Below are 21,727 nucleotides of genomic sequence, written 5' to 3'. Positions count from 1 at the left end.
CCAGAGATCGGTCAGGGCTTTGTTGTCAGCCTTTTAATTGACAATTTTTTCTTGGGGACTCACTTTAGCCATCTGAATCTGTCATACAAGAGTGCTTGTCATTAATTAAGTGACAAATATGGACGAAAGCCTGCTGAATCTGCTGGATATGAGCCAGCGCGAGTACGAGTTATACCGCAGCCTGCTGACCCTCGGGCCTGCTTCCATCCGTGATATTGCCAGCCATGCGGGCATCAATCGCGGCACCACTTATGAGACCCTGAAGCAGATGCAGGCCAAGGGCGTAGTGTCGTATCTGCCCAAAGGCAAACGCCGGTTTTTTGCGGCGGAGGAGCCAGAGCGCCTGCTGCAGAAGGCCGAAGAACGGCGGCTGATGCTGAACGGGCTGATTGGCAAGCTGAAGTCAGACATCATCCCAGAGCTGTACCATCTCAAGCCGGAATTCAGTGCGGGCAACGTGCGCTTTTATGAAGGAGATGACGGCATCGAGTTTGTCCTCAAGGATATTCTCAATACCGTCAGCAGGCAGGCGGACAAGTCCTATGCGGTGTTTTCTTCCAAGGCGATTCGACATCACCTTTATCGCCCTTTCCCCAACTTCACCAAACAGCGGGTACAGCGGCAAATTCAGGTGCGCGTTATCGCCATCGGTGAAGGGGGTGAGGATGCACAGTATTCAGAACGTAAGTGGATACCCACTCAGGGTGAAGTCGACGCCAGCTACATTGCCATTTATCCCCCCAAGGTGGCGATGATTTCTCTGGCCGCCGCCAACTATCCGGTGGCCGTGGTGATGGACTCAGAAGAGATCGCGATGGCCCAGCAGATCATTTTCAACACCCTCTGGCGCCTGCTCTGAGAGGGTGTTTGCTACTTACTCAGGGCGCACGCGCTACCAGCACGGCTCCGCCAATCACCAGTGCAGTGCCAAGCAGGCGCTGCACTGACAATTCCCGCACAATGCCGGCCCAGCCCAGACGGTCCAGCAGCAGCCCGGCGACAATCTGGCCGGTGATGATCAGCACAATGGTCGCCGCACTGCCCTGAGTGCGATAGCCAAACAGGCTGGCAAAGACAAAGAAGGTGCCCAGTACGCCGGGTACGACAAACCACAGCTCGGCCCGCCCCCATTGCTGGAACAGGCCGGACTCGCCGCGGTACAGCTCTACCGCTGACAGAATCAGCAGCCCCACCAGCGAGTTGCACAGCAGCGCGCCAGTCAGGCTCAGACCGCGTCCGGTCATGGCAACCATGACCGCGTTCTGCATCACCAGTGCCATGCCCGCCAGCAGGGACAGCCCTATCGCATTCGGCATGGCTCAGTCTCGCTCGGCGCCGGGCGCATCAAGGAAACGCTGCATAAACACCAGATCCAGCCAGCGACCAAACTTGTGTCCCACTTCGGGGAAATGCGCCACTGTCTTGAACCCCAGACGCTCATGGAAGCGCACCGAGCCGGCATTTTCCGCATCAATACCACCGATAATGACATGCTTGCCGAGTGCCAGTGCCAACGGAAACAGCGCCTCTACCAGCTGCGCTCCCACCCCTTTGCCGCGCTGGTCAGCGCGCACGTGGACACTGTGCTCAACGGTAAAACGGAAACCGTGCCAGGCACCGCGCCACTCACCGAAAGATGAAAAGCCCACCACTTCGCCCTGATCCTCTGCCACCAGCACCGGATAGCCCTGTGCCAGACGGCCCTCATACCAGGCCGTACGATCTTCCAGACTGACCGGTTCCAGAGCATAGACCGCGGTGGAGGTGGCGATGACATCGTTGTAAATCGCCAGAATGGCGGGCAAATCAGCATGGGTGGCAGCACGAATCAACATGATGAGGCTCCGAAGGGTGAAGTAATACCAGCCACCTGTGGCACTACCACGGTGGCAACCGTGGCCACTGTCACGCAGGAATCTGACGGGAAGCTGGGATTGCGGAAGAATATCCACTATAGTGGACACAAGTCAACTGATCATAAAATCACCATGACCATACCCACAACAGCACCAACCGAGGCTTCCGTGAGCCTGACTGAACAGAACAGCGAAGACCCTACCACACAGCTGGCAGCACGCATTCGCATCGAACGTAAGCAGCGGCAATGGTCGCTGGATGAACTGGCGCAGCGCTCCGGCGTCTCCAAGGCAATGATCAGCAAGATTGAGCGCGGGGAAACCAGCCCCACTGCGACGCTGCTGGGCAAGCTGTCCGGTGCCTTTGGCCTGACCCTGTCCACACTGCTGGCCAGAACCGAGCAACAGGGAGGCCGGCTGCGTCGGCGTCAGGATCAACCGCAATGGCGTGACCCTGAAACCGGCTTTATCCGTCGTCAGTTATCCCCTACTTCTGACTTGCCACTGGATCTGGTGCAAGTCGAGCTGCCCGTAGGTGCCAGCGTCAGCTATCCCGCCTCGGCCTTCGCCTTTTTCCGTCAGCTGATCTGGGTGACGCAAGGGAAGCTGGAGTTCACCGAAGGAGAGACGCTGCATCAGTTATCCACAGGTGACTGCCTGGAGCTGGGCTCACCCAGTGACTGTCGCTTTTTTAACCCCGGGACAACCAGCTGTGAATATCTGGTGGTACTGTTGCGTCAGTAACTGCCTCGCCCGAGGGTGGATGACTGTCTGCTGTAGCGTGGCAGAGGAAAATCTGGCATAACTGTTCAACAATCAGCCTTTTCTCAGCCACTCAGGAACGAGTTCGATCATGCCGCAACCTAGTGCCCGTACTGCCGTACAGTCCCTGTCGGCGTCCTTAATCCGTGAAGTGGCCAATACCGCTATGGGGCGTGAGGGCGTGCTGCCCTTCTGGTTCGGTGAAAGTGACCAGCCTACGCCGGGATTTATCCGTGAAGCGGCCATGGCCTCACTGCAGCAGGGTGAAACCTTCTACTCACAGAATCTGGGTCGTCCGTGGCTGCGCGAAGGGATTGCCAGCTACCTCAGCCAGTTGCATCACCGCCCCTTCACTGCCGAACAGATAGGTGTGACGGGCTCAGGTATATCCGCCCTGATGCTGGCCATGCAACTGCTACTGAGCCCGGGTGACAAGGTCGTGGCGGTTACGCCGCTTTGGCCCAATCTGGTGGAAATTCCACGCGTACTGAGTGCCCATGTCGAACGTGTACCTCTGCAGATTACCGATCAGGGCTGGCAGCTAGATCTGCAACGCCTGCTGGACACACTGACTCCCGATACCCGTCTGTTACTGATCAACTCGCCCAATAATCCTACAGGGTGGACCATTGCCGACGACGAGCAACGTATTGTGCTGGAACATTGCCGCAAACACGGTATCTGGATTCTGGCTGACGACGTCTATGAGCGACTGGTGTATCGCAGCGGCCTGGACAGCGCCCCTTCTTTTCTGGCCAGGAAGGAAGACGATGATCTGATCATCGGCGTCAACAGTTTCTCCAAAGCCTGGTGCATGACCGGATGGCGTACTGGCTGGCTGACGATTCCAGCCGCACTGGCCGATGATTTGGCCAAATTGGTGGAATACAACACCTCGTGCGTGCCGGAGTTTGTGCAGCGTGGTGCAATGGCCGCCATTCAGCAGGGAGAGCCCTATGTCGAGCAGCTGCGCCAGCAACTGGGCGCTCAACGGCAACTGATGGTCGAAGGGCTAACCGCTATCGACGGTGTAACCCTGCCTTACGCCGATGGCGCTATGTATGCCTTCTTCCGCATCGATGGCTTCAATGACTCACTGGCACTGGCACGAGCGCTGCTTAACGAGGTTGGCCTTGGGCTGGCCCCAGGTCGCGCCTTTGGTGAGGAAGGCGAAGGCTGGCTACGCTGGTGTTACGCGACGTCGCCAGTTCGTCTGCAGGAAGGTTTACAACGTCTGGATGACTTTGTTCGTCGTCAGCGCTGATCACCCGATCAGCGCTTGATGTTGCCTTTGCGGCTCAGGCTCAGCTCGTGCAGTGTGCGTAGCATCGCCGCTGCACGTGCCACATGATCAGCACTCTCGCGGTCATGATGAGCAGCAAACTCTGCTTCGGCATCGCGCTTGGCCTTTTCTGCCGCGACTTTATCCAGATCCTGAGCACGCAAGGCCGTATCGGCCAGCACGATGGTGCGCCCGGGCTGAACTTCTAGAAATCCGGCGGGTACAAAATAGATTTGCTCCTCACCCTGCATGTCATACACACGCAACGGGCCAGGGCCCAACTCAGCCAGCAGCGGGGCATGACCGGGGTAAATACCCACATCCCCCCACTGGGTAGTCAGAATCACATGACGCGCTTGACCACTGAACAGTGATCCTTCTGGCGTAACCAAATCCAGCAATAGATGTTTATCCATGGAGTCATCCTTGGGCGATAGCGAAGTGCGACCAGTGCAGCCTTGGCTCTGAGCCATCAACAGCAGTTATTCGCCCTACTCTAGCAAAGCCTCTTCTGTGAACGGCTGATCTGCATGGCTGAAACGGCAAGATCCACAATCCTGACACAAGTGCTACCACAGTGGCAGGCAGGGGCAGCCTCAATTCAGCGTTCCAGACGGTGCAAGCGTTTGAATACAAAGAGTGAGCAGAACAACACTCAGCACAGGTGATACCGTGGTCGATTACCGGGCAACAGAAACAAAAAAGGCAGCCTGAGCTGCCTTTTTATGGACCTGAGCTTGCCGATTAACGGCCGGTTTTCTTGCGCAACTGTTCCAGTACGCGCAACTGCGCAGCCGCTTCCGCCAACTGAACGGCGGCACGGGAATAGTCCAACTCCGCGTTATGATTCGACATTGCCTGTTCCGCCTCTTTCTTGGCTTCCAGAGCAATGGACTCATCAAGGTCATTGGCACGGATCGCGGTGTCAGCCAACACGGTTACCATGTTGGGCTGCACTTCCAGAAAACCACCGGATACATAGATGATTTCCTCGTCGCCATCCTGCTTGATGACACGCACCGGACCCGGCTTGAGCTGGGTCAGGAGCGGAGCGTGACCTGGGGCAATACCCAGATCACCTAGACTCCCGCTGGCAACGACCAGTTCCACCAACCCGGAAAAGATTGCCTCTTCGGAGCTGACAATATTGCAGTGAACTGTCATAGCCATGGTTAACCCCCTCTAGCTATGGTTATGGGAATAACCGTCGCTGGAGACGATTACAGCTTCTTCGCTTTCTCAACTGCTTCGTCGATGCTGCCAACCATGTAGAACGCTTGTTCTGGCATGTTGTCGTAGTCACCGGACAGAATGCCCTTGAAGCCACTGATAGTGTCTTTCAGGGAAACGTACTTACCGGGTGAGCCGGTGAATACTTCTGCCACGAAGAAAGGCTGAGACAGGAAGCGCTGGATCTTACGCGCACGGGTTACTACCAGCTTGTCGTCTTCTGACAGCTCGTCCATACCCAGAATCGCGATGATGTCCTTCAGTTCCTTGTAGCGCTGCAGAGTAGACTGCACGCCACGAGCCACTTCGTAGTGTTCCTGGCCAACCACCAGCGGATCCAGCTGACGAGAGGTAGAGTCCAGCGGATCAACCGCAGGATAGATACCCAGCGCAGCGATATCACGGGACAGTACAACAGTAGCGTCCAGGTGAGAGAAGGTGGTTGCAGGTGACGGATCGGTCAAGTCATCCGCAGGTACGTATACCGCCTGAACAGAAGTGATAGAGCCGGTCTTGGTGGAGGTAATACGCTCCTGCAGAACGCCCATCTCTTCAGCCAGAGTAGGCTGATAACCTACGGCAGAAGGCATACGACCCAGCAGTGCAGATACTTCAGTACCGGCCAGGGTGTAACGGTAGATGTTGTCAACGAAGAACAGAACATCACGGCCTTCGTCACGGAACTGCTCGGCCATGGTCAGACCGGTCAGAGCAACACGCAGACGGTTGCCGGGCGGCTCGTTCATCTGACCGTATACCAGAGATACTTTGTCCAGTACGTTGGACTCCATCATCTCGTGGTAGAAGTCGTTCCCTTCACGAGTACGCTCACCTACACCAGCGAACACGGAGTAACCACTGTGCTCGATCGCGATGTTACGGATCAGCTCCATCATGTTGACGGTCTTACCTACACCCGCACCACCGAACAGACCTACTTTACCGCCTTTGGCGAAGGGGCAAACCAGGTCGATTACCTTGATACCGGTTTCCAGCAGTTCGCTGGAGGCTGCCTGATCAGCGTAGCTTGGCGCTTTACGGTGAATAGGCATACGCACTTCTTCACCGATGGGGCCTTGCTCGTCGATCGGGTTACCCAGAACGTCCATGATGCGACCCAGGGTAGCTTTACCCACAGGTACAGACACGGGTTCGCCTGTATTTTTTACTTCTAAACCACGGCTCATGCCTTCGCTTGAACCCATGGCGATGGTGCGTACAACACCGTCACCCAGCTGTTGCTGAACTTCCAGCACCAGCTCTTTTCCTTCAATGGTCAGGGCGTCGTACACTTTGGGTACGGCGTTGCGCGGAAACTCGACGTCCACCACCGCCCCGATGACTTGCACTACACGTCCGCTACTCATGCTCGGATCCTCTTAATCTCAGTAAGCCTGTGTTGCGGTGGTTACACCGCTGCCGCACCACCGACGATCTCGGCAATTTCCTGGGTGATGGAAGCCTGACGAGCCTTGTTGTAGACCAGCTGCAGTTCTTTGATGATGTTGCCCGCGTTATCGGAGGCATTCTTCATCGCGATCATACGTGCAGCCTGCTCACAGGCAACGTTTTCCACCACACCCTGATACACCAGTGACTCCACATAACGAATCAACAAACCGTCCAGGAGTGCTTTGGCATCGGGCTCGTAAAGATAGTCCCAGTGGTGCTTCAGACCATCATTGTCTTCTGCCTGCAAGGGCAGCATTTGTACAACAGCAGGCTGCTGGGTCATGGTGTTGACGAACTTGTTCGACACCAGATACAGACGGTCCAGGCGGCCTTCGTCATAGGCATCCAACATCACCTTGACGATACCAATCAGGTCTTTGACTTCCGGCTTGTCGCCCAGGTGGTTGGCGTATGCGACAACCTTGCCACCGTAGTTGCGGAAGAAAGAACCTGCTTTGGTGCCTACGGCACAAATGTCAATCTCGACGCCCTTGTCGGCGTACTGCTTCATTACCTTGATCATGGCTTTGAAGGCGTTGATGTTCAGACCACCGCACAAACCACGATCAGTAGAGATAACAATGAAGCCTACGCGCTTGACGTCGCGTTCTTGCAGGTACAGATGCTTGTATTCGGGATTGGAGTTCGCCACGTGACGAATGACATCAGCAATACGCTCCGCGTAGGGGCGGCTGGCTGCCATACGGTCCTGGGCTTTCCGCATTTTGGATACCGCGACCATTTCCATGGCGCTGGTGATCTTCTGCGTACTCTTGATACTCGCAATCTGCGATTTGATCTCTTTTCCTGCTGCCATAATCTCTGCCTCAAGCGTTCAGCGACAGCGGCAGGGTTACCCCTGCCGCACCCGGATTACCAGGAACCAGTCGCTTTGAATTTCTCGATACCGGCTTTGATTTCAGCAGCGATGCCGTCGTTGTAGTTGCCATCTCCACCAATCTTGGCGATCAGGTCAGCGCACTCAGAGTTGAAGTACGCTACCAGACCTGCTTCGAAAGAGCCGATCTTGGCAACAGGGATATCGTTCAGGAAGCCTTCAGTAGCGGCATACAGAACAACACCCATTTCAGCAACAGACATAGGCTTGAACTGATTCTGTTTCATCAGTTCAGTCACACGCTGACCGTGCTCCAGCTGTTTGCGGGTCGCTTCGTCCAGATCAGAAGCAAACTGAGCAAAGGCTGCCAGTTCACGATACTGAGCCAGTGCCAGACGGATACCACCACCCAGCTTCTTGATGATCTTGGTCTGGGCCGCACCACCAACACGGGATACGGAGATACCAGCGTTCATCGCAGGACGGATACCGGCGTTGAACAGGTTGGTTTCCAGGAAGATCTGACCATCGGTAATGGAAATTACGTTGGTCGGAACGAAAGCGGAAACGTCGCCAGCCTGAGTTTCGATGATGGGCAGCGCGGTCAGAGAACCGGTCTGGCCAGTCACGCGGCCTTCAGTGTAACGCTCTACGTAATCAGCGCTGACACGAGCAGCACGCTCGAGCAGACGTGAGTGTAAATAGAACACGTCACCAGGATAGGCTTCACGGCCAGGTGGGCGCTTCAGCAGCAGAGAGATCTGACGGTAGGCCCAGGCCTGCTTGGTCAGGTCATCATAAATAATCAGTGCGTCTTCGCCGTTATCACGGAAGTATTCACCCATGGTGCAACCAGCGTAGGCAGACAGATACTGCATGGAAGCAGGATCAGCAGCGCCCGCGGCAACCACGATGGTGTGATCCATCGCACCGTGCTCTTCCAGCTTGCGTACTACGTTGGCGATAGTGGACTGTTTCTGACCAATCGCAACATAGATACATTTAATGCCGGAGTGCTTCTGCGCGATGATGGTGTCGATCGCCATTGCGGTTTTACCGGTCTGACGGTCGCCGATGATCAGCTCACGCTGGCCACGGCCGATAGGCACCATGGAGTCAACCGCCTTGTAACCAGTCTGTACAGGCTGGTCAACGGATTTACGCCAGATAACACCAGGAGCAACCTTTTCGATAGGCTCGCTGCGAGTAGTATTCAGCGGACCTTTGCCATCGATGGGGTTACCCAGGGCATCAACAACGCGGCCCAGCAGTTCTGGACCAACAGGAACTTCAAGTACACGACCGGTACACTTGACGGTCATACCTTCGGACAGGCCCTGGTAATCACCCAGAACCACAGCACCTACAGAGTCACGCTCCAGGTTCAGTGCCATGCCGTATACGCCGCCGGTGAACTCGATCATTTCACCGTACATAACATCAGCCAGACCGTGGATCTGTACGATACCATCGGAAACGCTGACGACTGTGCCCTCATTACGGGCCTCAGATTTGAGATTCAGACCTTCGATCCGCTTCTTGATGATCTCGCTGATCTCAGATGGATTCAGTTGCTGCATGCTCTATCCCTCACAATCAGGATTGGATCGCCTCGGCCAATTTTGCCAATTTTCCGCGCACGGAACCGTCAATAACCATGTCACCTGCCTTGATGATCAGGCCGCCGATCAAACTCTTATCGACTTCGGTGGTTATGGTGATGGTCCGATTCAATTTAGCCTTGAGGGCTTGTGCCAGTTGCTCCTGCTCAGCGGAGGAAAGCTCAAAGGCAGAGGTCACTACGACGTCAGTCGCGTTTTCCTGCTCAGCCTTGAACTGCTCAAACAGCTGTGAAACTTCAGGAATCAACACCAGGCGCTTGTTACGCGCCATGGTTTGAAAAAAGGCTTTGCCGCTCTCGGTTACTTTTTCTGCGCAGACGTCAATGACAGCCTGAGCTTGCTGTTCAGCAGTCAGTGCCGGATTGTTGAGCACCTTGGCAAACTCGCTGTCTTCTGCAACAGCGGCCGCCAGGGCCAACATTTCCGACCACTGACCCAGTTCACCCTTGTCCAGAGCAAACTGAAACGCAGCTTTGGCATAAGGCCGGGCGAATGTGGTCAATTCCGCCATCGGTCACCTCACTTACAGTTCGGCTGCCAGTTTGCTGACAAGCTCGCTATGGGCTTTCTCGTCGACAGAGGCACCCAGGATTTTTTCCGCTCCAGCCAGCGCCAGCACAGCCACCTGGCCACGCAGTGCTTCTTTGGCACGGTTTACATCCTGTTCGATCTCAGCTTGGGCTGCAGCTTTCAGACGCTGGCCTTCAGCCATTGCCTGCTCTTTAGCTTCTTCTACGATCTGGTTTGCCCGCTTGTTGGCTTGTTCAATAATTTTCGCTGCCTGTTCCTTGCTGGAACGCAACTGGTCAGCGGCACTTGCTTGTGCCAGTTCCAGGTCACGCTTCGCACGGTCGGCGGCATCCAGGCCATCTGCAATCTTTTTCTGACGTTCTGCCAGGGCCGCTGTCACCGGCGGCCAGACATACTTCATACAGAAAAGGACGAAGACTGCAAATGCGATGGCTTGGCCTATCAAGGTCGCATTCAGATTCACGCTTCACCCCTCCCAAAGGTTAGAAATAACCAGTTGACACTAAGTTCAGAAGGAGGGATTAACCAGCGATCTGACCGACAAAGGGATTCGCGAAGGTGAAGAACAGAGCGATACCAACACCGATCATGGTAACAGCGTCCAGCAGACCCGCTACGATGAACATTTTTACCTGCAGCATGGGGACCATTTCAGGCTGACGCGCAGCGCCTTCCAGAAACTTACCACCCAGAATACCGAAGCCGATTGCGGTACCCAGAGCACCCAGACCGATCAGCAGAGCAACAGCGATAGCAGTAAGACCTACTACTTGTTCCATTTTTAGACTCCCAGTTAAGGTTGCAAGTTGATTAAAGGTTTAACGAGTTAGAGAAATCTTTTTCTTTGATACCACTAAGGCGCTATGCCCTTAGTGGTTATCCTCATGGGCCATGCTGAGGTAGACGATGGTCAGCATCATGAAGATAAAGGCCTGCAGTACGATAACCAGGATGTGGAAGATCGCCCAGCCCAGTTGCAAAACGCCACCAAGGGTACCGACTACGGCCCCGGCTGTATACATAAGTGCAATCAGGATGAAGATCAGCTCACCGGCATAAAGGTTACCGAAGAGTCGCAGTGCCAGAGAAATAGGTTTGGCGATCAGACCTACGCCTTCCAGCAGCAGGTTGAACGGCAGCATCCATTTACCGAAGGGATGCAGAGTCAGCTCACCCAGGAATCCGCCTACGCCTTTGACCTTGATGCTGTAATAGATGATCAGGGCAAAGACGGACAGGGACATACCCAGGGTCACGTTGGGATCGGTAGTGGGAACCACTTTCAGGAAGTGCACGCCCATCTCCCCGGCAATACGGGGCAGCAGATCGACGGGCAACAGGTCCATCAGGTTCATCAGGAAAATCCAGCAGAAAATAGTCAGCGCCAGCGGAGCAATCAGCGGATTGCGACCGTGGAAGGTTTCCTTGACGCTCTTGTCGACAAATTCGACCAGAATTTCAACAAAGTTCTGCAGGCAGCCAGGAACACCTGAACTCACACTGGTGGCAGCTTTGCGGAAGATATAAAGGAAAACGGCGCCAAGGACGACAGAGAAGAACATAGAGTCCAGGTGAATAGCCCAGAAACCCATCTCAGCCGCTTCTTTAGCGTCGTGTGCAAGGGTCCAGCCACGCTCAGGCAGATGACCAAAGGTCAAATTCTGAAGGTGGTGCCCGATGTATTCGCTTGCAGTAATGTTTTCGCTTGCCATAGTGTCTCAGCCTAACTCCCGGTTGAGGGCCCTCTCCAAACCAGCGGCACAATCCAGTTCATCATCTGTACAGCGACGAAGCCAGCAAACAGTGCCAACACATTAAGAGGTTTGACCATACTGAATACCAGAGCGAACAACACCATGGTAATCAGCAGCTTCCCCGCTTCGCCCTTATAAAACGCTTTGGCGATATCCCTGCTTGAACGCGCGCCCCGAACAGCGAACAGTCGCCATGCAAAGTACGCATTTGGCAGCAGACATATCAGCCCACCCAGAACAATGGACAGTGCACCGATTTGATCGAATGCCAGTAAACTCAGCCCCAGCACCAGACTCAGGCCGAGCTGGCTGATCAGGATACGCTTTACCGGCGCCTGCCTGGCCTTTTGCCGCTCATTCACCTGAGTACTCCAATGATTTGCCTGGAGGATTCGAACAAATTTTACCCAGCATTAAAGCGTTGGGCATTATATTGCCTCGTAGTAGAGGCTTCAACTTGAAAAGCTTGGAAAAAAGGTCATGCTTCCTTTTTTTATACTAAAGTTTTCGCAGGCACTGACCATTGACACAAACTGAAATCTGGATTAGCACTCGATCACATTCTTATGATTATTCTGGTGCCACCTGATTGAGGATTTTCTCCAGCTGCTCCACATCCTTGTATTCGATGATCAGCTTGCCACTGCCTCGCGCACTGTGACGAATGCTGACACTGTCGCCAAACAGTCGTTGCAGCCGGCTTTGGTGGGACTCAATCCACGGCTCTGCCGCAGTCATTTTCACAGTCTGCTCCGGCACAGGAGCCAGCAACTTGCGTACCATCGCTTCAGTCTGTCGCACTGACAGACCACGGGCGACCACTTCCTCCGCCGCCATCATCTGATCGGCCGAGGTCAAGGCCAGCAGCGCACGCGCATGGCCCATTTCCAGGTCACCGTGTTCGAGGCGCAGTTTGACGCTGTCCTCCAGAGAAAGCAATCGCAGCAAATTGGCCACAGCACTGCGTGACTTACCGACGATGTCGGCCACTTCCTGCTGGGTCAGCTGGCTGCTTTCCTGCAAACGCTGCAGCGCTCTGGCCTGCTCCAGCGGGTTCAGATCTTCACGCTGAATGTTTTCTACCAGCGCCAGCACCAAGGCATCGGCATCCGATACCTGTCGTACCAGTGCCGGCACCTTGTCCAGTCCGGCCAGCTGGCTGGCGCGCCAGCGACGCTCACCGGCGATCAGTTCGAACTTGTCTCCCTGTGGTCTTACTACCACAGGTTGCATGACACCTTGTTGACGGATAGAGGCCGCCAGCTGCTCCAGGCTTTCCGGTTCGATCACCTGACGCGGCTGCGCCATACCCGGAATGATCAGCGCGACATCAAGGAAGCGCAGGGTTGGCACGGCAGAGTCCTCTGCCTGCTCTTCGCTGCCACCACTCTGAGGCTCACTTAACCAGGATTCGATAGTGGGTTCGTCAATGCTGCTGACACTGACTGGCTGACGACCGGCCCCCAGCAGGGCATCCAGTCCACGTCCGAGGCCACGCTTCTTCGTACTCATCAGCCTGCCTTAGCTCGCCAGTTGGGTGTGTTGCTGTTTGCGGTTCAACTCGCCCGCCAGTGCCAGATAGGCCACCGCGCCGCGTGACTGTTTATCGTACAGCAGCGCAGGCAGACCGTGGCTGGGCGCTTCCGCCAGACGAATATTACGTGGGATCACCGTCTGGTAGACCAGATCGGAAAAATGCTCAGTCAGCTGGCTGGACACTTCGTTGGCCAGACTGGTGCGCGGGTCGTACATGGTCCGCAGAATGCCTTCAATGCGCAGCTGCGGGTTGATGGCACCGCGAATCTGCTCGACGGTGTTGATCAGTGAGCTGATCCCCTCCAGTGCGTAGTACTCACACTGCATCGGAATCAGCACACCATCGGCGGCTGCCAGTGCATTGACGGTCAGCATGTTCAGTGAAGGTGGGCAGTCGATAAGGATGTAGTCGTAGTCCTGATCCAGCTCGTTCAGCTGATGCTTGAGGCGCTTTTCTTTATCAGCCATATCCAGCAGCTCGACCTCAGCAGCGGTCAGATCGGCATTGCTGGGGAGCAGGTCAAACCCACCCGGGGTCTGGCGTATCCGCACTTCCGATGCTTTGGCAGTGCCGACCAGTACGTCATATACGGTCATATCCAGTGCATGCTTGTCGACACCACTGCCCATGGTGGCGTTACCCTGAGGGTCAATATCCACCATCAGCACCCGACGTTTGGTTGCTGCCAATGAGGCCGCCAGGTTGACGCAGGTGGTGGTCTTGCCGACGCCACCTTTCTGGTTGGTCACAGCCAGGATTCGTGCCACGTTGAAGCTCCCTTAGATGCCCTTGGTGATGATGGAGTGGATGCTGCTACTGCCGGTCATACCGTTGCCTGCTGCATAACCAGCAGGTGACGTTCGCCATCACAGTCCGGAACCAGCAGCGGATAGCTTGCCTGGATGCGGATGGTGGCGGGCAAGGCGTCGATCTCGTCCTGAGGATACAGGCCCTTCATGGCCATGAAGACCCCATGATCGGCCAGTAAATGACCTGTGACATCCACCATGTCCTGCAATGACGCAAAGGCACGGGACAGAATCACATCGAACGGAACCGGCGGCTGCCAGGATTCTACACGGGTGTTCACTACAACAACATTATCGAGACCCAGTGTCAGCTTGACCTGAGTTAAAAAACGGGTGCGTTTGCCATTGCTGTCCAGCAAGGTGAACTGACGCTGGGGATTCATGATGGCCAGCGGAATACCGGGCAGACCGGCACCGGTACCGACGTCGATCAGATGCTCGCCCTGCAGATACGGATGCACGCTGATGGAGTCCAGCAGATGACGCCAGACCATCTCGCTGACGTCACGCACGGCAGTCAGGTTGTAGGTGCTGTTCCATTTGCGCAACAGGGCCAGATATTCCATCAGCTTATGCTGCTGCTCGTCACTGGCCGTGATCTGCATCTGCGCCAGACCTGCGCTGAGCTGCTGTTGCAGCATCTGCTCGTTTACCACCATCTTGTATCCACGATCACTGCGTTACCGGTCCGGTCTGCATCGACCGGACACCTGATGTTAATTAATCAGCGCTCAGGCTGATTTCTGCAAAACCTGACGCTTTTTCAGATGCACCAGCAACAGCGATACCGCAGCAGGCGTCACCCCGGGGATGCGACCGGCCTGACCAATACTGCTGGGGCGTATATTTTTCAGCTTGCTGCGAATCTCGTTGGACAGACCACCGATCTGATCATAGTCCATGTCCTGTGGCAGCGGCATGTTCTCGCTACGGCGCAGACGTTCGATTTCTTCCAGCTGGCGATCAATATACCCCGCGTACTTGATCTCGATCTCGACCTGCTCAGCCACCTGCTCATCGCTGACGCCGTCACCCGTCGCCTGCATGACCTTGGCATAATCCAGCTCAGGCCGTCTGATCAGCTCTTCCAGCGAGTTCTGCCGGCTCATCGGCTGCCCCATCAGCGGCTCCAGCTGCTGGGCCACGTCACTGTTGGGTTGGATCCACACATCTTTCAGGCGCTGACGTTCCAGCTCGATGGCTTCACGTTTGGCACAGAAGGCCTGCCAGCGCTCCTCGCCAACCACACCCAGCCGATAACCGATCTCGGTCAGACGCAAATCAGCATTGTCCTCACGCAGAATCAGCCGGTACTCGGCGCGCGAGGTAAACATCCGGTAAGGCTCGCTGGTGCCCTGAGTAATCAGGTCATCCACCAGTACACCGACATAGGCTTCGTCACGACGCGGTGACCAACTGTCCTTGCCCTGCGCTCGCAGCGCGGCGTTGATACCCGCCAGCAAGCCCTGTGCACCGGCCTCTTCGTAACCGGTCGTGCCATTGATCTGACCAGCAAAGAACAGGCCATTGATCACCTTGGTTTCCAGACTGGCCTGCAGATCCTGCGGATTGAAGAAGTCGTACTCGATGGCATAGCCGGGGCGCACGATATGGGCGTTTTCCATGCCACGGATGGAGTTGACGATCTGCAGCTGCACGTCGAAGGGCAGACTGGTGGAAATACCGTTGGGATACAGCTCGTGGGTCGTCAGCCCCTCAGGCTCGATAAAGACCTGATGACCATCACGGTCAGCAAAACGCACCACCTTGTCCTCGATAGACGGACAGTAGCGCGGGCCGACGCCTTCGATCACACCGGCATACATCGGTGAACGATCCAGATTGGCGCGGATGATGTCGTGGGTGCGCTCGTTGGTATGGGTAATGAAACAGTTGATCTGGCGCGGATGCTGGCTGACGTTGCCCAGATAAGACATCACCGGGGTGGGTGTATCACCGGGCTGCACTCCCATGACGCTGAAATCAACCGTGCGGGCATCAATTCGGGGCGGTGTGCCGGTTTTCAGACGGTCAACACGCAGCGGCAGTTCACGCAGACGTTGTGCCAGACGGATCGAGGGCGGATCACCCGCCCGGCCACCGCTGTAGTTTTCCAGACCGATATGAATCAGACCACCGAGGAAGGTACCTGCGGTCAGCACCACCTGCTCGGCATAGAACTTCAGCCCCATCTGGGTGACGACACCCTTGACCTGCCCACCTGCAACGATCAGGTCATCTGCCGCCTGCTGGAACAGTGTCAGGTTGGGCTGGTTCTCCAGCATATCCCGCACCGCTGCCTTGTAGAGGATGCGGTCAGCCTGTGCGCGGGTTGCCCTTACCGCAGGCCCCTTGCGTGAATTGAGTACGCGGAACTGGATGCCACCCAGGTCAGTAGCCCGTGCCATGGCGCCATCCAGAGCGTCAATTTCCTTCACCAGATGGCTCTTGCCGATACCACCGATGGCTGGATTACAGGACATCTGCCCCAGAGTTTCGATGTTGTGGGTCAGCAGCAGGGTTCTGACTCCCATGCGTGCTGCCGCCAGGGCCGCTTCGGTACCGGCGTGACCGCCACCGATCACGATCACATCAAAACGTTTTGGGAAATCCACCACACACCTCGTTCATCTACACCATGCACCGGGACGTCAGCAAGGGTGACGAAAGGTGCCATGAAGGCCATGCCTTCGGAAAAGGGCGGTAAGTATACCTGCATAGCCGGCAAATCTGAATATATCCACACTGCACGCTGTGCTCATTGCTACAGTCTAAGGCTATCAGCCTTAAAGATGATAGATTTGATAGTAATGATGTGGAAAAAATCTGTTGATAACTAAATAAAATTCAATAAAAACAAATATATATATTATTAATAACTATGTTTTATATAGGTGGGGCAGCTGGCGGTACATTGGGGATAAGGCAGGCAGAACCTGGGCTGTTATACACAGGGGTCATAACAAACCGAGCTTACAGACAGCCTTTATGCACATAAGTCACAGAGTTACACACATTTCCCCGCCATAACCTCTCACCCAGTTATACACAACACACTCTCCTCGTTAGTGCTGAACAGCCATAGCTCAGGGCATATCATCCACATCCGGGGCTGTGGATGACTCGCAGGCAGGTTATGCACATGGCCTGTCAGTGACAGGAAAATTTTTTGTGCGATAAAAAGGGAAAAATTGCGCAGACGGGCAAAGTGCCGGGCAGAAATCCTGCGAGAAGCCCACCGCCTGACAGCGGTTTGGCGTACACTCTGCAGCCGTGATATCGGGGTGGTAACAGATGCAAGACCAGAACTTTGATCAGCTCAGTCAGCAATTTCAGAAGCAGATCTACGATACGATCAAGGGCCAGATTCGTCTGGCACTGCTGCAGGAAGACTTTCAGCAGGCCGGGCCTGATCTCAGCCAGCCCGGATTAAAGGTACTGGATGCCGGCGGAGGTATTGGTCAGTTCAGTGCCACACTGGCTGCCCGTGGTCATCAGGTCACCCTGTGCGATCTGTCGGAGGAAATGCTCAAACTGGCCCGCGAGGAATTTGCCCGTACCGCTCCCGGTGCAGAGGTACAGTTTATCCACGGTCCACTGCAGGTACTCAGTGAAGAGCGTCTTGGTCAGTTTGATCTGCTGCTGTTTCATGCGGTGATGGAATGGCTGGTCGACCCGTTCGAGGCATTACAACGCCTGCTTCCGCTGGTCAGACCCGGTGGTTTCTTTTCGGTGATGTTCTATAACAAGCACGCCCTGCGCTGGCGCTACCTGAGCAGTGCCCAGTTCAGTGAAGGCATGGGCGACACCTTCCGCCGCCGCGAGGGCTCCCTGACCCCACCCGGCCCGCTGGAACCCCAGCAGGTTCATGACTGGTTGCAGGCCATGGGTCTGGAAGTGCGTACCTGGACCGGTATTCGTGGCGTCTACGATCATATTCCCCGCCAGCTTCGCGCTAAGGTTACCCTTGAACAGGTGCTGCCTGCCGAACACCAGTTTGCCCGGGTGCCGCCCTACCGGGATCTGGGCCGTTATGTCCACATGTTGTGTTACCGGCCGCTGTGAACAAACAGCTGAAATGAATCTGCGAGGGGACGTGTGCACAACGTGTCCGCTACCGGGCGCCCGCGTGCTGTGTATATAAAGAAGGAAGAGTGAAGCAGGAAGGCTGTGGGTAAATATCGCCTTCCTGTCAGACCGCAGGGCTGTGGACAGTGATCAGGCTTTGCGCGCAATCACGGTGGCACGCAGCGGGCTAGGATAGCCCTCGATGGTCTTGCGCTGATCTTCAGGATCAAGGAAGTCCGGCAGTGACTGGAAACTCATCCATTCCGTACTGCGTTGCTCATCCACCGTGGTAACAGAGATATCCACAGTACGCACATCACGAAAGCCCAGCCGTCTTAACCACAGCTCCAGCATGGCCGTCGACGGCAGGAACCAGACGTTGCGCATCATCGCATAGCGATCTTCCGGCATCAGCACGGTGCGCTCATCGCCCTCCACCACCAGCGTTTCCAGAATCAGCTCGCCACCCGACACCAGCGTCTGCTGCAACTGTATCAGGTGCTCCAGCGGATCCCGGCGGTGATAGAGCACGCCCATGGAGAACACCCGGTCGAAGGCTGCCAGACTGGCCGGCATATCTTCCATACGGATCGGCAGGAAATGCACCGCCGCCTGTGGCAGGTAACGCTTGACCGCATGGAACTGGAACAGGAACAGCATCGACGGGTCGATACCGTACACCTCACTGGCTCCGGCTCCGGCCATCCGCCAGCAGTGATAACCCGAGCCACAGCCCACATCCAGTACCCGGCAACCGCGCAGATCGACATGGGGGCTGACGCGCTGCCACTTCCAGTCGGAACGCCATTCGGTATCGATAAAGTCACCGAAAAACTCAAATGGCCCCTTGCGCCAGGGTCGCAGGCCCCACAGTGCCTCATGCCGCTGCTGCAGGGCGGCAGGGCTGAGGCCCGCCGCACTGCGTACCGTCAGGGTATCGCTGTTGAGATCGACCTCGGCATCCGCCACCTCTGGCAACTGTTGCCAGGCAGCCAGCCAGCGGGCCAGATCACCGTGGGGCTTTTCTTCAAACAGTCGGGTCAGATGCGCCGGCAGGCTGTCGGCCCAGGCCTGCAGGTTGCCCGCGCGCATCTGCTGCAACGCCGGGCCAAACCAGTCGAGATAATTCCAGCCGGGTTGCTGCGCGGCACCTTGAGGCGCTGCGGACAAAGGTAAGGCGTTCGTTGTCATGCCTTATACCTTCACCGCCAGCATGGAAACAAAGTTAAAGCACTGATACCACACCAGCGCCTGACTGAAGCCCACGGCTTTCAGCCGCTGCTGATGGGCCTCGATACTCTCGGTGATCAGCACATTTTCCAGCGAAGTGCGCTTCTGGCTGATTTCCAGATCGGAATAGCCGTTGGCGCGTTTGAAATCATGATGCAGCACTTCCTGAATGCTCTGCTCCGGTTCGTTGAAGCAGATTTTCTCCGACAGGATCAGCACACCACCGGGCTGCAGGCCGTCAAAAATGGTCTGCAGCAGTGGCTGACGATCCTGCGGCGGCAGGAACTGTAAGGTGAAATTCAGCGTCACCACCGAGGCATTGTCGATTGCCTGATCACGGATATCCCCCAGCACCAGCTCCACCGGCGCACTGGCAGAGTCAGCCTCGACATAGGCGCGGCACTGGCTGAGCATGGCTTCAGAGTTATCGACACCGATCAGCTGGCAGTCACGCTGTTTGACGCCGTGGCGCATGGCCAGTGTGGATGCACCCAGAGAGCAGCCCAGATCGTACAGCCGGGTTCCGGCACGGGCGTAGCGTGCGCAAATCAGTTCAATCATGGGGATGATGGTGGTATAGCCGGGCACAGACCGGCGAATCATATCGGGGAAGACCCGGGCCACCGCTTCGTCAAAGGCAAAGCCGCTGACCTCAGGCAGGGGCGCGGCATAGATTTGATCGCGCATGGTTCAACACTGGATAGGCAAGAAAAGAGGCGGCTATTCTACTCTCCGACCGTCATCACTGCACGAATGTTGTCCTGTTGCTGTCTAATTGACCGGCGCGGCCGGTGCGAAAAAGCGCTGCTCGATATCATCGCAGGCCGCTGGTCGCGCCAGGTAGTAACCCTGGATGCGGTGGATACCCAGGCGCTGGCAGAGCTGAGTATGGGCCTCGGTTTCGGCCCCTTCACCCACCAGCTGCAACCCCAGTGCATCGACCATCAGCACCACACCGCGGATCAGCGCCAGTGCCCGGCTGTCATCCTCATTGGGCGGCATCAGGCTGCGGTCGATCTTGACGATGCTGATAGGGAAGCTGCGCAGATGGGATATGGAGGAAAAGCCGGTGCCAAAGTCATCCAGCGCGATAAGGCAACCCAGCGCATGAATGGCGGCAATATTGGCCAGTTTCTCTTCGGCATCATCCAGCAGTGCGGTTTCGGTCAGCTCGATTTCCACCTGCGCCGGGGCCACGCCATGAAAGATCAGACAACTGTTCAGGAATGCCGCCAGACCCGGATCATTGAGCTGCACCGCAGAGATATTGATGGCCATACTCAGCGCCTTGCCGCTGCTCCGATGCCAGATCGCCAGCTGACCGATCGCCTGCTCGATGACCCAGCGGCCGATGCCATGAATCAGTGCCGACTCCTCCGCCACCGGGATAAATTCTGCCGGGCTGCACAACCGCCCATCCAGTGACCAGCGAATCAGTGCCTCGAAACCGACCAGATCGCGCTGGCCGGACTCAAACACCGGCTGATAGTGCATCACCAGCTCGTTGCGGTGCATGGCCTCGCGCAGCCGCACTTCCAGCTGATAGCGGCGGGAAAACTGGGTCTGCATCTCCTGATGGAAGAAACAGAACTGATTGCGCCCATGACGCTTGGCCCGGTACAGGGCAATATCAGCGTGCTTAAACAGCTCTTCCACCGTATCGCCGTTATCAGGGTGTATGGCGATGCCGATACTGGCACCGGTATTGATAAAGGCACCGTCGATTTCGTAGGGCTTTTCCAGCACCCGCAGCAGCCGCTGCGCAACCCGGCTGGCATCCTGAGGGTTGTCGATATAGCCCAGGGTAATGGCGAACTCATCGCCCCCCAGACGGGCGAACATTTCATTACCGCGCAGGCAGCCGCGCATGCGGTTGGCCACCTTGCGCAGCAGCTGATCGCCGACCGCGTGGCCATGGTGGTCATTGACGTATTTGAAGTGATCAAGATCAATCAGGATCAGCGCCAGCTTGCCGATACTGCGTTTGCGGCCGGTGACGGCGAATTTCAGTGACTCATCGAACAGGTAGCGGTTGGCAAGGCCGGTCAGGCTGTCAGATTCGGCCAGCTGCTTGACCCGCTGATAGCTCTTCACCAGTTCCTGCTCCAGCGCAAAGCGGGTCTGTGCCTGCAGGATGGCGCGGTGCAGCCTTGGTGCGTTGATTTCCGACTTGGGTAAAAAGTCCTGCGCCCCGGCACGCAGGCAGTCGAGGGCCAGCTGCTCCTCTTCCGACACACTCATCATGACGATGGCGGTGCTGTGATCACGCTTGCCATTGCGCAGTTCCATCAGCATTTCGATGCCATCCCGTTGCGGCATGGAGTAATCCAGCAGCATCACGTCAAAACGCGCCTGGCTGAAGCAGTTCAGGCCTTCATCCACCGTCGCCGCCTCGACAATCCGGCAGGAGGAATCATCGGCCCACAGGGTGCGCTTCAGATGCTCCCGGTCAATGCTGTCATCATCCACTATCAGCACGTGCATATAGGCTCCCTGGTGCACAGCACCCTTTAACAGGTCGTTGAAAATCTATCTGCGTTGCCGAATACCGCGTCAAAAACAGGCTCACAGCCACAGGCTGAACGTGCTTTAGCACGGCCCCGAAGGGGTGAGCGGAGCGAGTCAAATGCTCACTTAGTCCACTAAACTCCGCTTTTTCGCCTGTTTCTTGTGCCCTCGGGGTATTTCCTTGTCTCGGCTGCCTCGATAACGTTTTTCAACAGCCTGTTAACGCGGTGTCCGGATCATCGGCAACT

Annotated in this window: 23 protein-coding genes; 4 read left to right on the top strand and 19 right to left on the bottom strand. The window is 56.2% G+C overall.

Going from position 1 to position 21,727, the window contains the following annotated elements; genetic code table 11:
• Positions 1-118 precede the first annotated feature (118 nt).
• The gene (locus WH50_RS13705; RefSeq protein WP_110187813.1) at positions 119-859 is read left to right on the top strand and encodes a TrmB family transcriptional regulator; all 741 of its coding nucleotides are present in this window, start codon (positions 119-121) and stop codon (positions 857-859) included.
• 19 nt (positions 860-878) lie between these two features.
• On the opposite strand, the gene WH50_RS13700 is transcribed toward WH50_RS13705, so the two are convergent.
• Complete coding sequence (locus WH50_RS13700; protein ID WP_104153096.1) at positions 879-1,316, bottom strand: DMT family transporter; 438 nt, start codon at positions 1,314-1,316, stop codon at positions 879-881.
• A 3-nt stretch (positions 1,317-1,319) separates the two neighbouring features.
• On the bottom strand, positions 1,320-1,835 hold the full coding sequence (locus WH50_RS13695; protein WP_110187812.1) for a GNAT family N-acetyltransferase: 516 nt from the start codon (positions 1,833-1,835) through the stop codon (positions 1,320-1,322).
• 189 nt (positions 1,836-2,024) lie between these two features.
• Here WH50_RS13695 and WH50_RS13690 point away from each other — a divergent pair, with 189 nt between their 5' ends.
• A complete protein-coding gene (locus WH50_RS13690) occupies positions 2,025-2,600 on the top strand; it encodes a helix-turn-helix domain-containing protein (protein WP_207780303.1) in 576 nt (191 codons plus the stop codon).
• Between the two features lie 109 nt (positions 2,601-2,709).
• A complete protein-coding gene (locus tag WH50_RS13685; RefSeq protein ID WP_110187810.1) occupies positions 2,710-3,882 on the top strand; it encodes a pyridoxal phosphate-dependent aminotransferase in 1,173 nt (390 codons plus the stop codon).
• Positions 3,883-3,890: 8 nt separating this feature from the next.
• On the opposite strand, the gene atpC is transcribed toward WH50_RS13685, so the two are convergent.
• The 14 genes from atpC to mnmG all read right to left on the bottom strand — a co-directional run bounded on the left by atpC (position 3,891) and on the right by mnmG (position 16,288).
• Complete coding sequence (atpC, locus tag WH50_RS13680) at positions 3,891-4,316, bottom strand: ATP synthase F1 subunit epsilon (protein ID WP_110187809.1); 426 nt, start codon at positions 4,314-4,316, stop codon at positions 3,891-3,893.
• A 328-nt stretch (positions 4,317-4,644) separates the two neighbouring features.
• Positions 4,645-5,070 (bottom strand): F0F1 ATP synthase subunit epsilon, encoded by a 426-nt coding sequence (locus WH50_RS13675; protein ID WP_104153091.1) that lies wholly within the window; start codon positions 5,068-5,070, stop codon positions 4,645-4,647.
• Between the two features lie 50 nt (positions 5,071-5,120).
• Positions 5,121-6,497, bottom strand: coding sequence for a F0F1 ATP synthase subunit beta (gene atpD, locus WH50_RS13670; protein WP_104153090.1), 1,377 nt, complete (start codon positions 6,495-6,497; stop codon positions 5,121-5,123).
• 41 nt (positions 6,498-6,538) lie between these two features.
• Positions 6,539-7,399: a F0F1 ATP synthase subunit gamma gene (gene atpG, locus WH50_RS13665; RefSeq protein ID WP_110187808.1), complete on the bottom strand. Its 861-nt coding sequence runs from the start codon at positions 7,397-7,399 to the stop codon at positions 6,539-6,541.
• Positions 7,400-7,455: 56 nt separating this feature from the next.
• The gene (atpA, locus tag WH50_RS13660; RefSeq protein ID WP_104153088.1) at positions 7,456-9,000 is read right to left on the bottom strand and encodes a F0F1 ATP synthase subunit alpha; all 1,545 of its coding nucleotides are present in this window, start codon (positions 8,998-9,000) and stop codon (positions 7,456-7,458) included.
• A 16-nt stretch (positions 9,001-9,016) separates the two neighbouring features.
• Positions 9,017-9,553 carry a F0F1 ATP synthase subunit delta gene (locus WH50_RS13655; protein ID WP_110187807.1) on the bottom strand — a complete coding sequence of 179 codons (537 nt, stop codon included), beginning with the start codon at positions 9,551-9,553 and terminating at the stop codon, positions 9,017-9,019.
• 12 nt (positions 9,554-9,565) lie between these two features.
• Positions 9,566-10,036 carry a F0F1 ATP synthase subunit B gene (locus WH50_RS13650; RefSeq protein WP_104153086.1) on the bottom strand — a complete coding sequence of 157 codons (471 nt, stop codon included), beginning with the start codon at positions 10,034-10,036 and terminating at the stop codon, positions 9,566-9,568.
• A gap of 58 nt (positions 10,037-10,094) precedes the next feature.
• Entirely contained in the window at positions 10,095-10,352 is a 258-nt protein-coding gene (gene atpE, locus WH50_RS13645; protein ID WP_104153085.1) for a F0F1 ATP synthase subunit C, read from the bottom strand.
• 90 nt (positions 10,353-10,442) lie between these two features.
• Positions 10,443-11,285, bottom strand: coding sequence for a F0F1 ATP synthase subunit A (gene atpB, locus WH50_RS13640; protein ID WP_110187806.1), 843 nt, complete (start codon positions 11,283-11,285; stop codon positions 10,443-10,445).
• An 11-nt stretch (positions 11,286-11,296) separates the two neighbouring features.
• Positions 11,297-11,689: an ATP synthase subunit I gene (locus WH50_RS13635; RefSeq protein WP_165838423.1), complete on the bottom strand. Its 393-nt coding sequence runs from the start codon at positions 11,687-11,689 to the stop codon at positions 11,297-11,299.
• 208 nt (positions 11,690-11,897) lie between these two features.
• The gene (locus WH50_RS13630) at positions 11,898-12,839 is read right to left on the bottom strand and encodes a ParB/RepB/Spo0J family partition protein (RefSeq protein WP_110187804.1); all 942 of its coding nucleotides are present in this window, start codon (positions 12,837-12,839) and stop codon (positions 11,898-11,900) included.
• 9 nt (positions 12,840-12,848) lie between these two features.
• On the bottom strand, positions 12,849-13,631 hold the full coding sequence (locus tag WH50_RS13625) for a ParA family protein (protein WP_110187803.1): 783 nt from the start codon (positions 13,629-13,631) through the stop codon (positions 12,849-12,851).
• Positions 13,632-13,687: 56 nt separating this feature from the next.
• Complete coding sequence (rsmG, locus tag WH50_RS13620; protein ID WP_110187802.1) at positions 13,688-14,332, bottom strand: 16S rRNA (guanine(527)-N(7))-methyltransferase RsmG; 645 nt, start codon at positions 14,330-14,332, stop codon at positions 13,688-13,690.
• Between the two features lie 72 nt (positions 14,333-14,404).
• A complete protein-coding gene (gene mnmG / locus WH50_RS13615; protein ID WP_110187831.1) occupies positions 14,405-16,288 on the bottom strand; it encodes a tRNA uridine-5-carboxymethylaminomethyl(34) synthesis enzyme MnmG in 1,884 nt (627 codons plus the stop codon).
• Positions 16,289-16,967: 679 nt separating this feature from the next.
• Between mnmG and WH50_RS13610 the strand changes: the two genes are divergently transcribed.
• Complete coding sequence (locus WH50_RS13610) at positions 16,968-17,738, top strand: methyltransferase domain-containing protein (RefSeq protein WP_110187801.1); 771 nt, start codon at positions 16,968-16,970, stop codon at positions 17,736-17,738.
• Positions 17,739-17,891: 153 nt separating this feature from the next.
• On the opposite strand, the gene cmoB is transcribed toward WH50_RS13610, so the two are convergent.
• The 3 genes from cmoB to WH50_RS13595 form a co-directional block, all read right to left on the bottom strand.
• The gene (cmoB, locus tag WH50_RS13605; RefSeq protein ID WP_110187830.1) at positions 17,892-18,833 is read right to left on the bottom strand and encodes a tRNA 5-methoxyuridine(34)/uridine 5-oxyacetic acid(34) synthase CmoB; all 942 of its coding nucleotides are present in this window, start codon (positions 18,831-18,833) and stop codon (positions 17,892-17,894) included.
• A 102-nt stretch (positions 18,834-18,935) separates the two neighbouring features.
• Positions 18,936-19,658 (bottom strand): carboxy-S-adenosyl-L-methionine synthase CmoA, encoded by a 723-nt coding sequence (gene cmoA / locus WH50_RS13600; RefSeq protein WP_110187800.1) that lies wholly within the window; start codon positions 19,656-19,658, stop codon positions 18,936-18,938.
• Between the two features lie 84 nt (positions 19,659-19,742).
• The gene (locus WH50_RS13595; RefSeq protein WP_110187799.1) at positions 19,743-21,455 is read right to left on the bottom strand and encodes a putative bifunctional diguanylate cyclase/phosphodiesterase; all 1,713 of its coding nucleotides are present in this window, start codon (positions 21,453-21,455) and stop codon (positions 19,743-19,745) included.
• Positions 21,456-21,727: the final 272 nt, after the last annotated feature.

Source organism: Pokkaliibacter plantistimulans, from assembly GCF_003194385.1.
In the GTDB taxonomy this organism is placed as follows: domain Bacteria; phylum Pseudomonadota; class Gammaproteobacteria; order Pseudomonadales; family Balneatricaceae; genus Pokkaliibacter; species Pokkaliibacter plantistimulans.
Note: the sequence above shows the minus strand (reverse complement) of the source record. Positions and strands in the feature narration are given on the sequence as shown.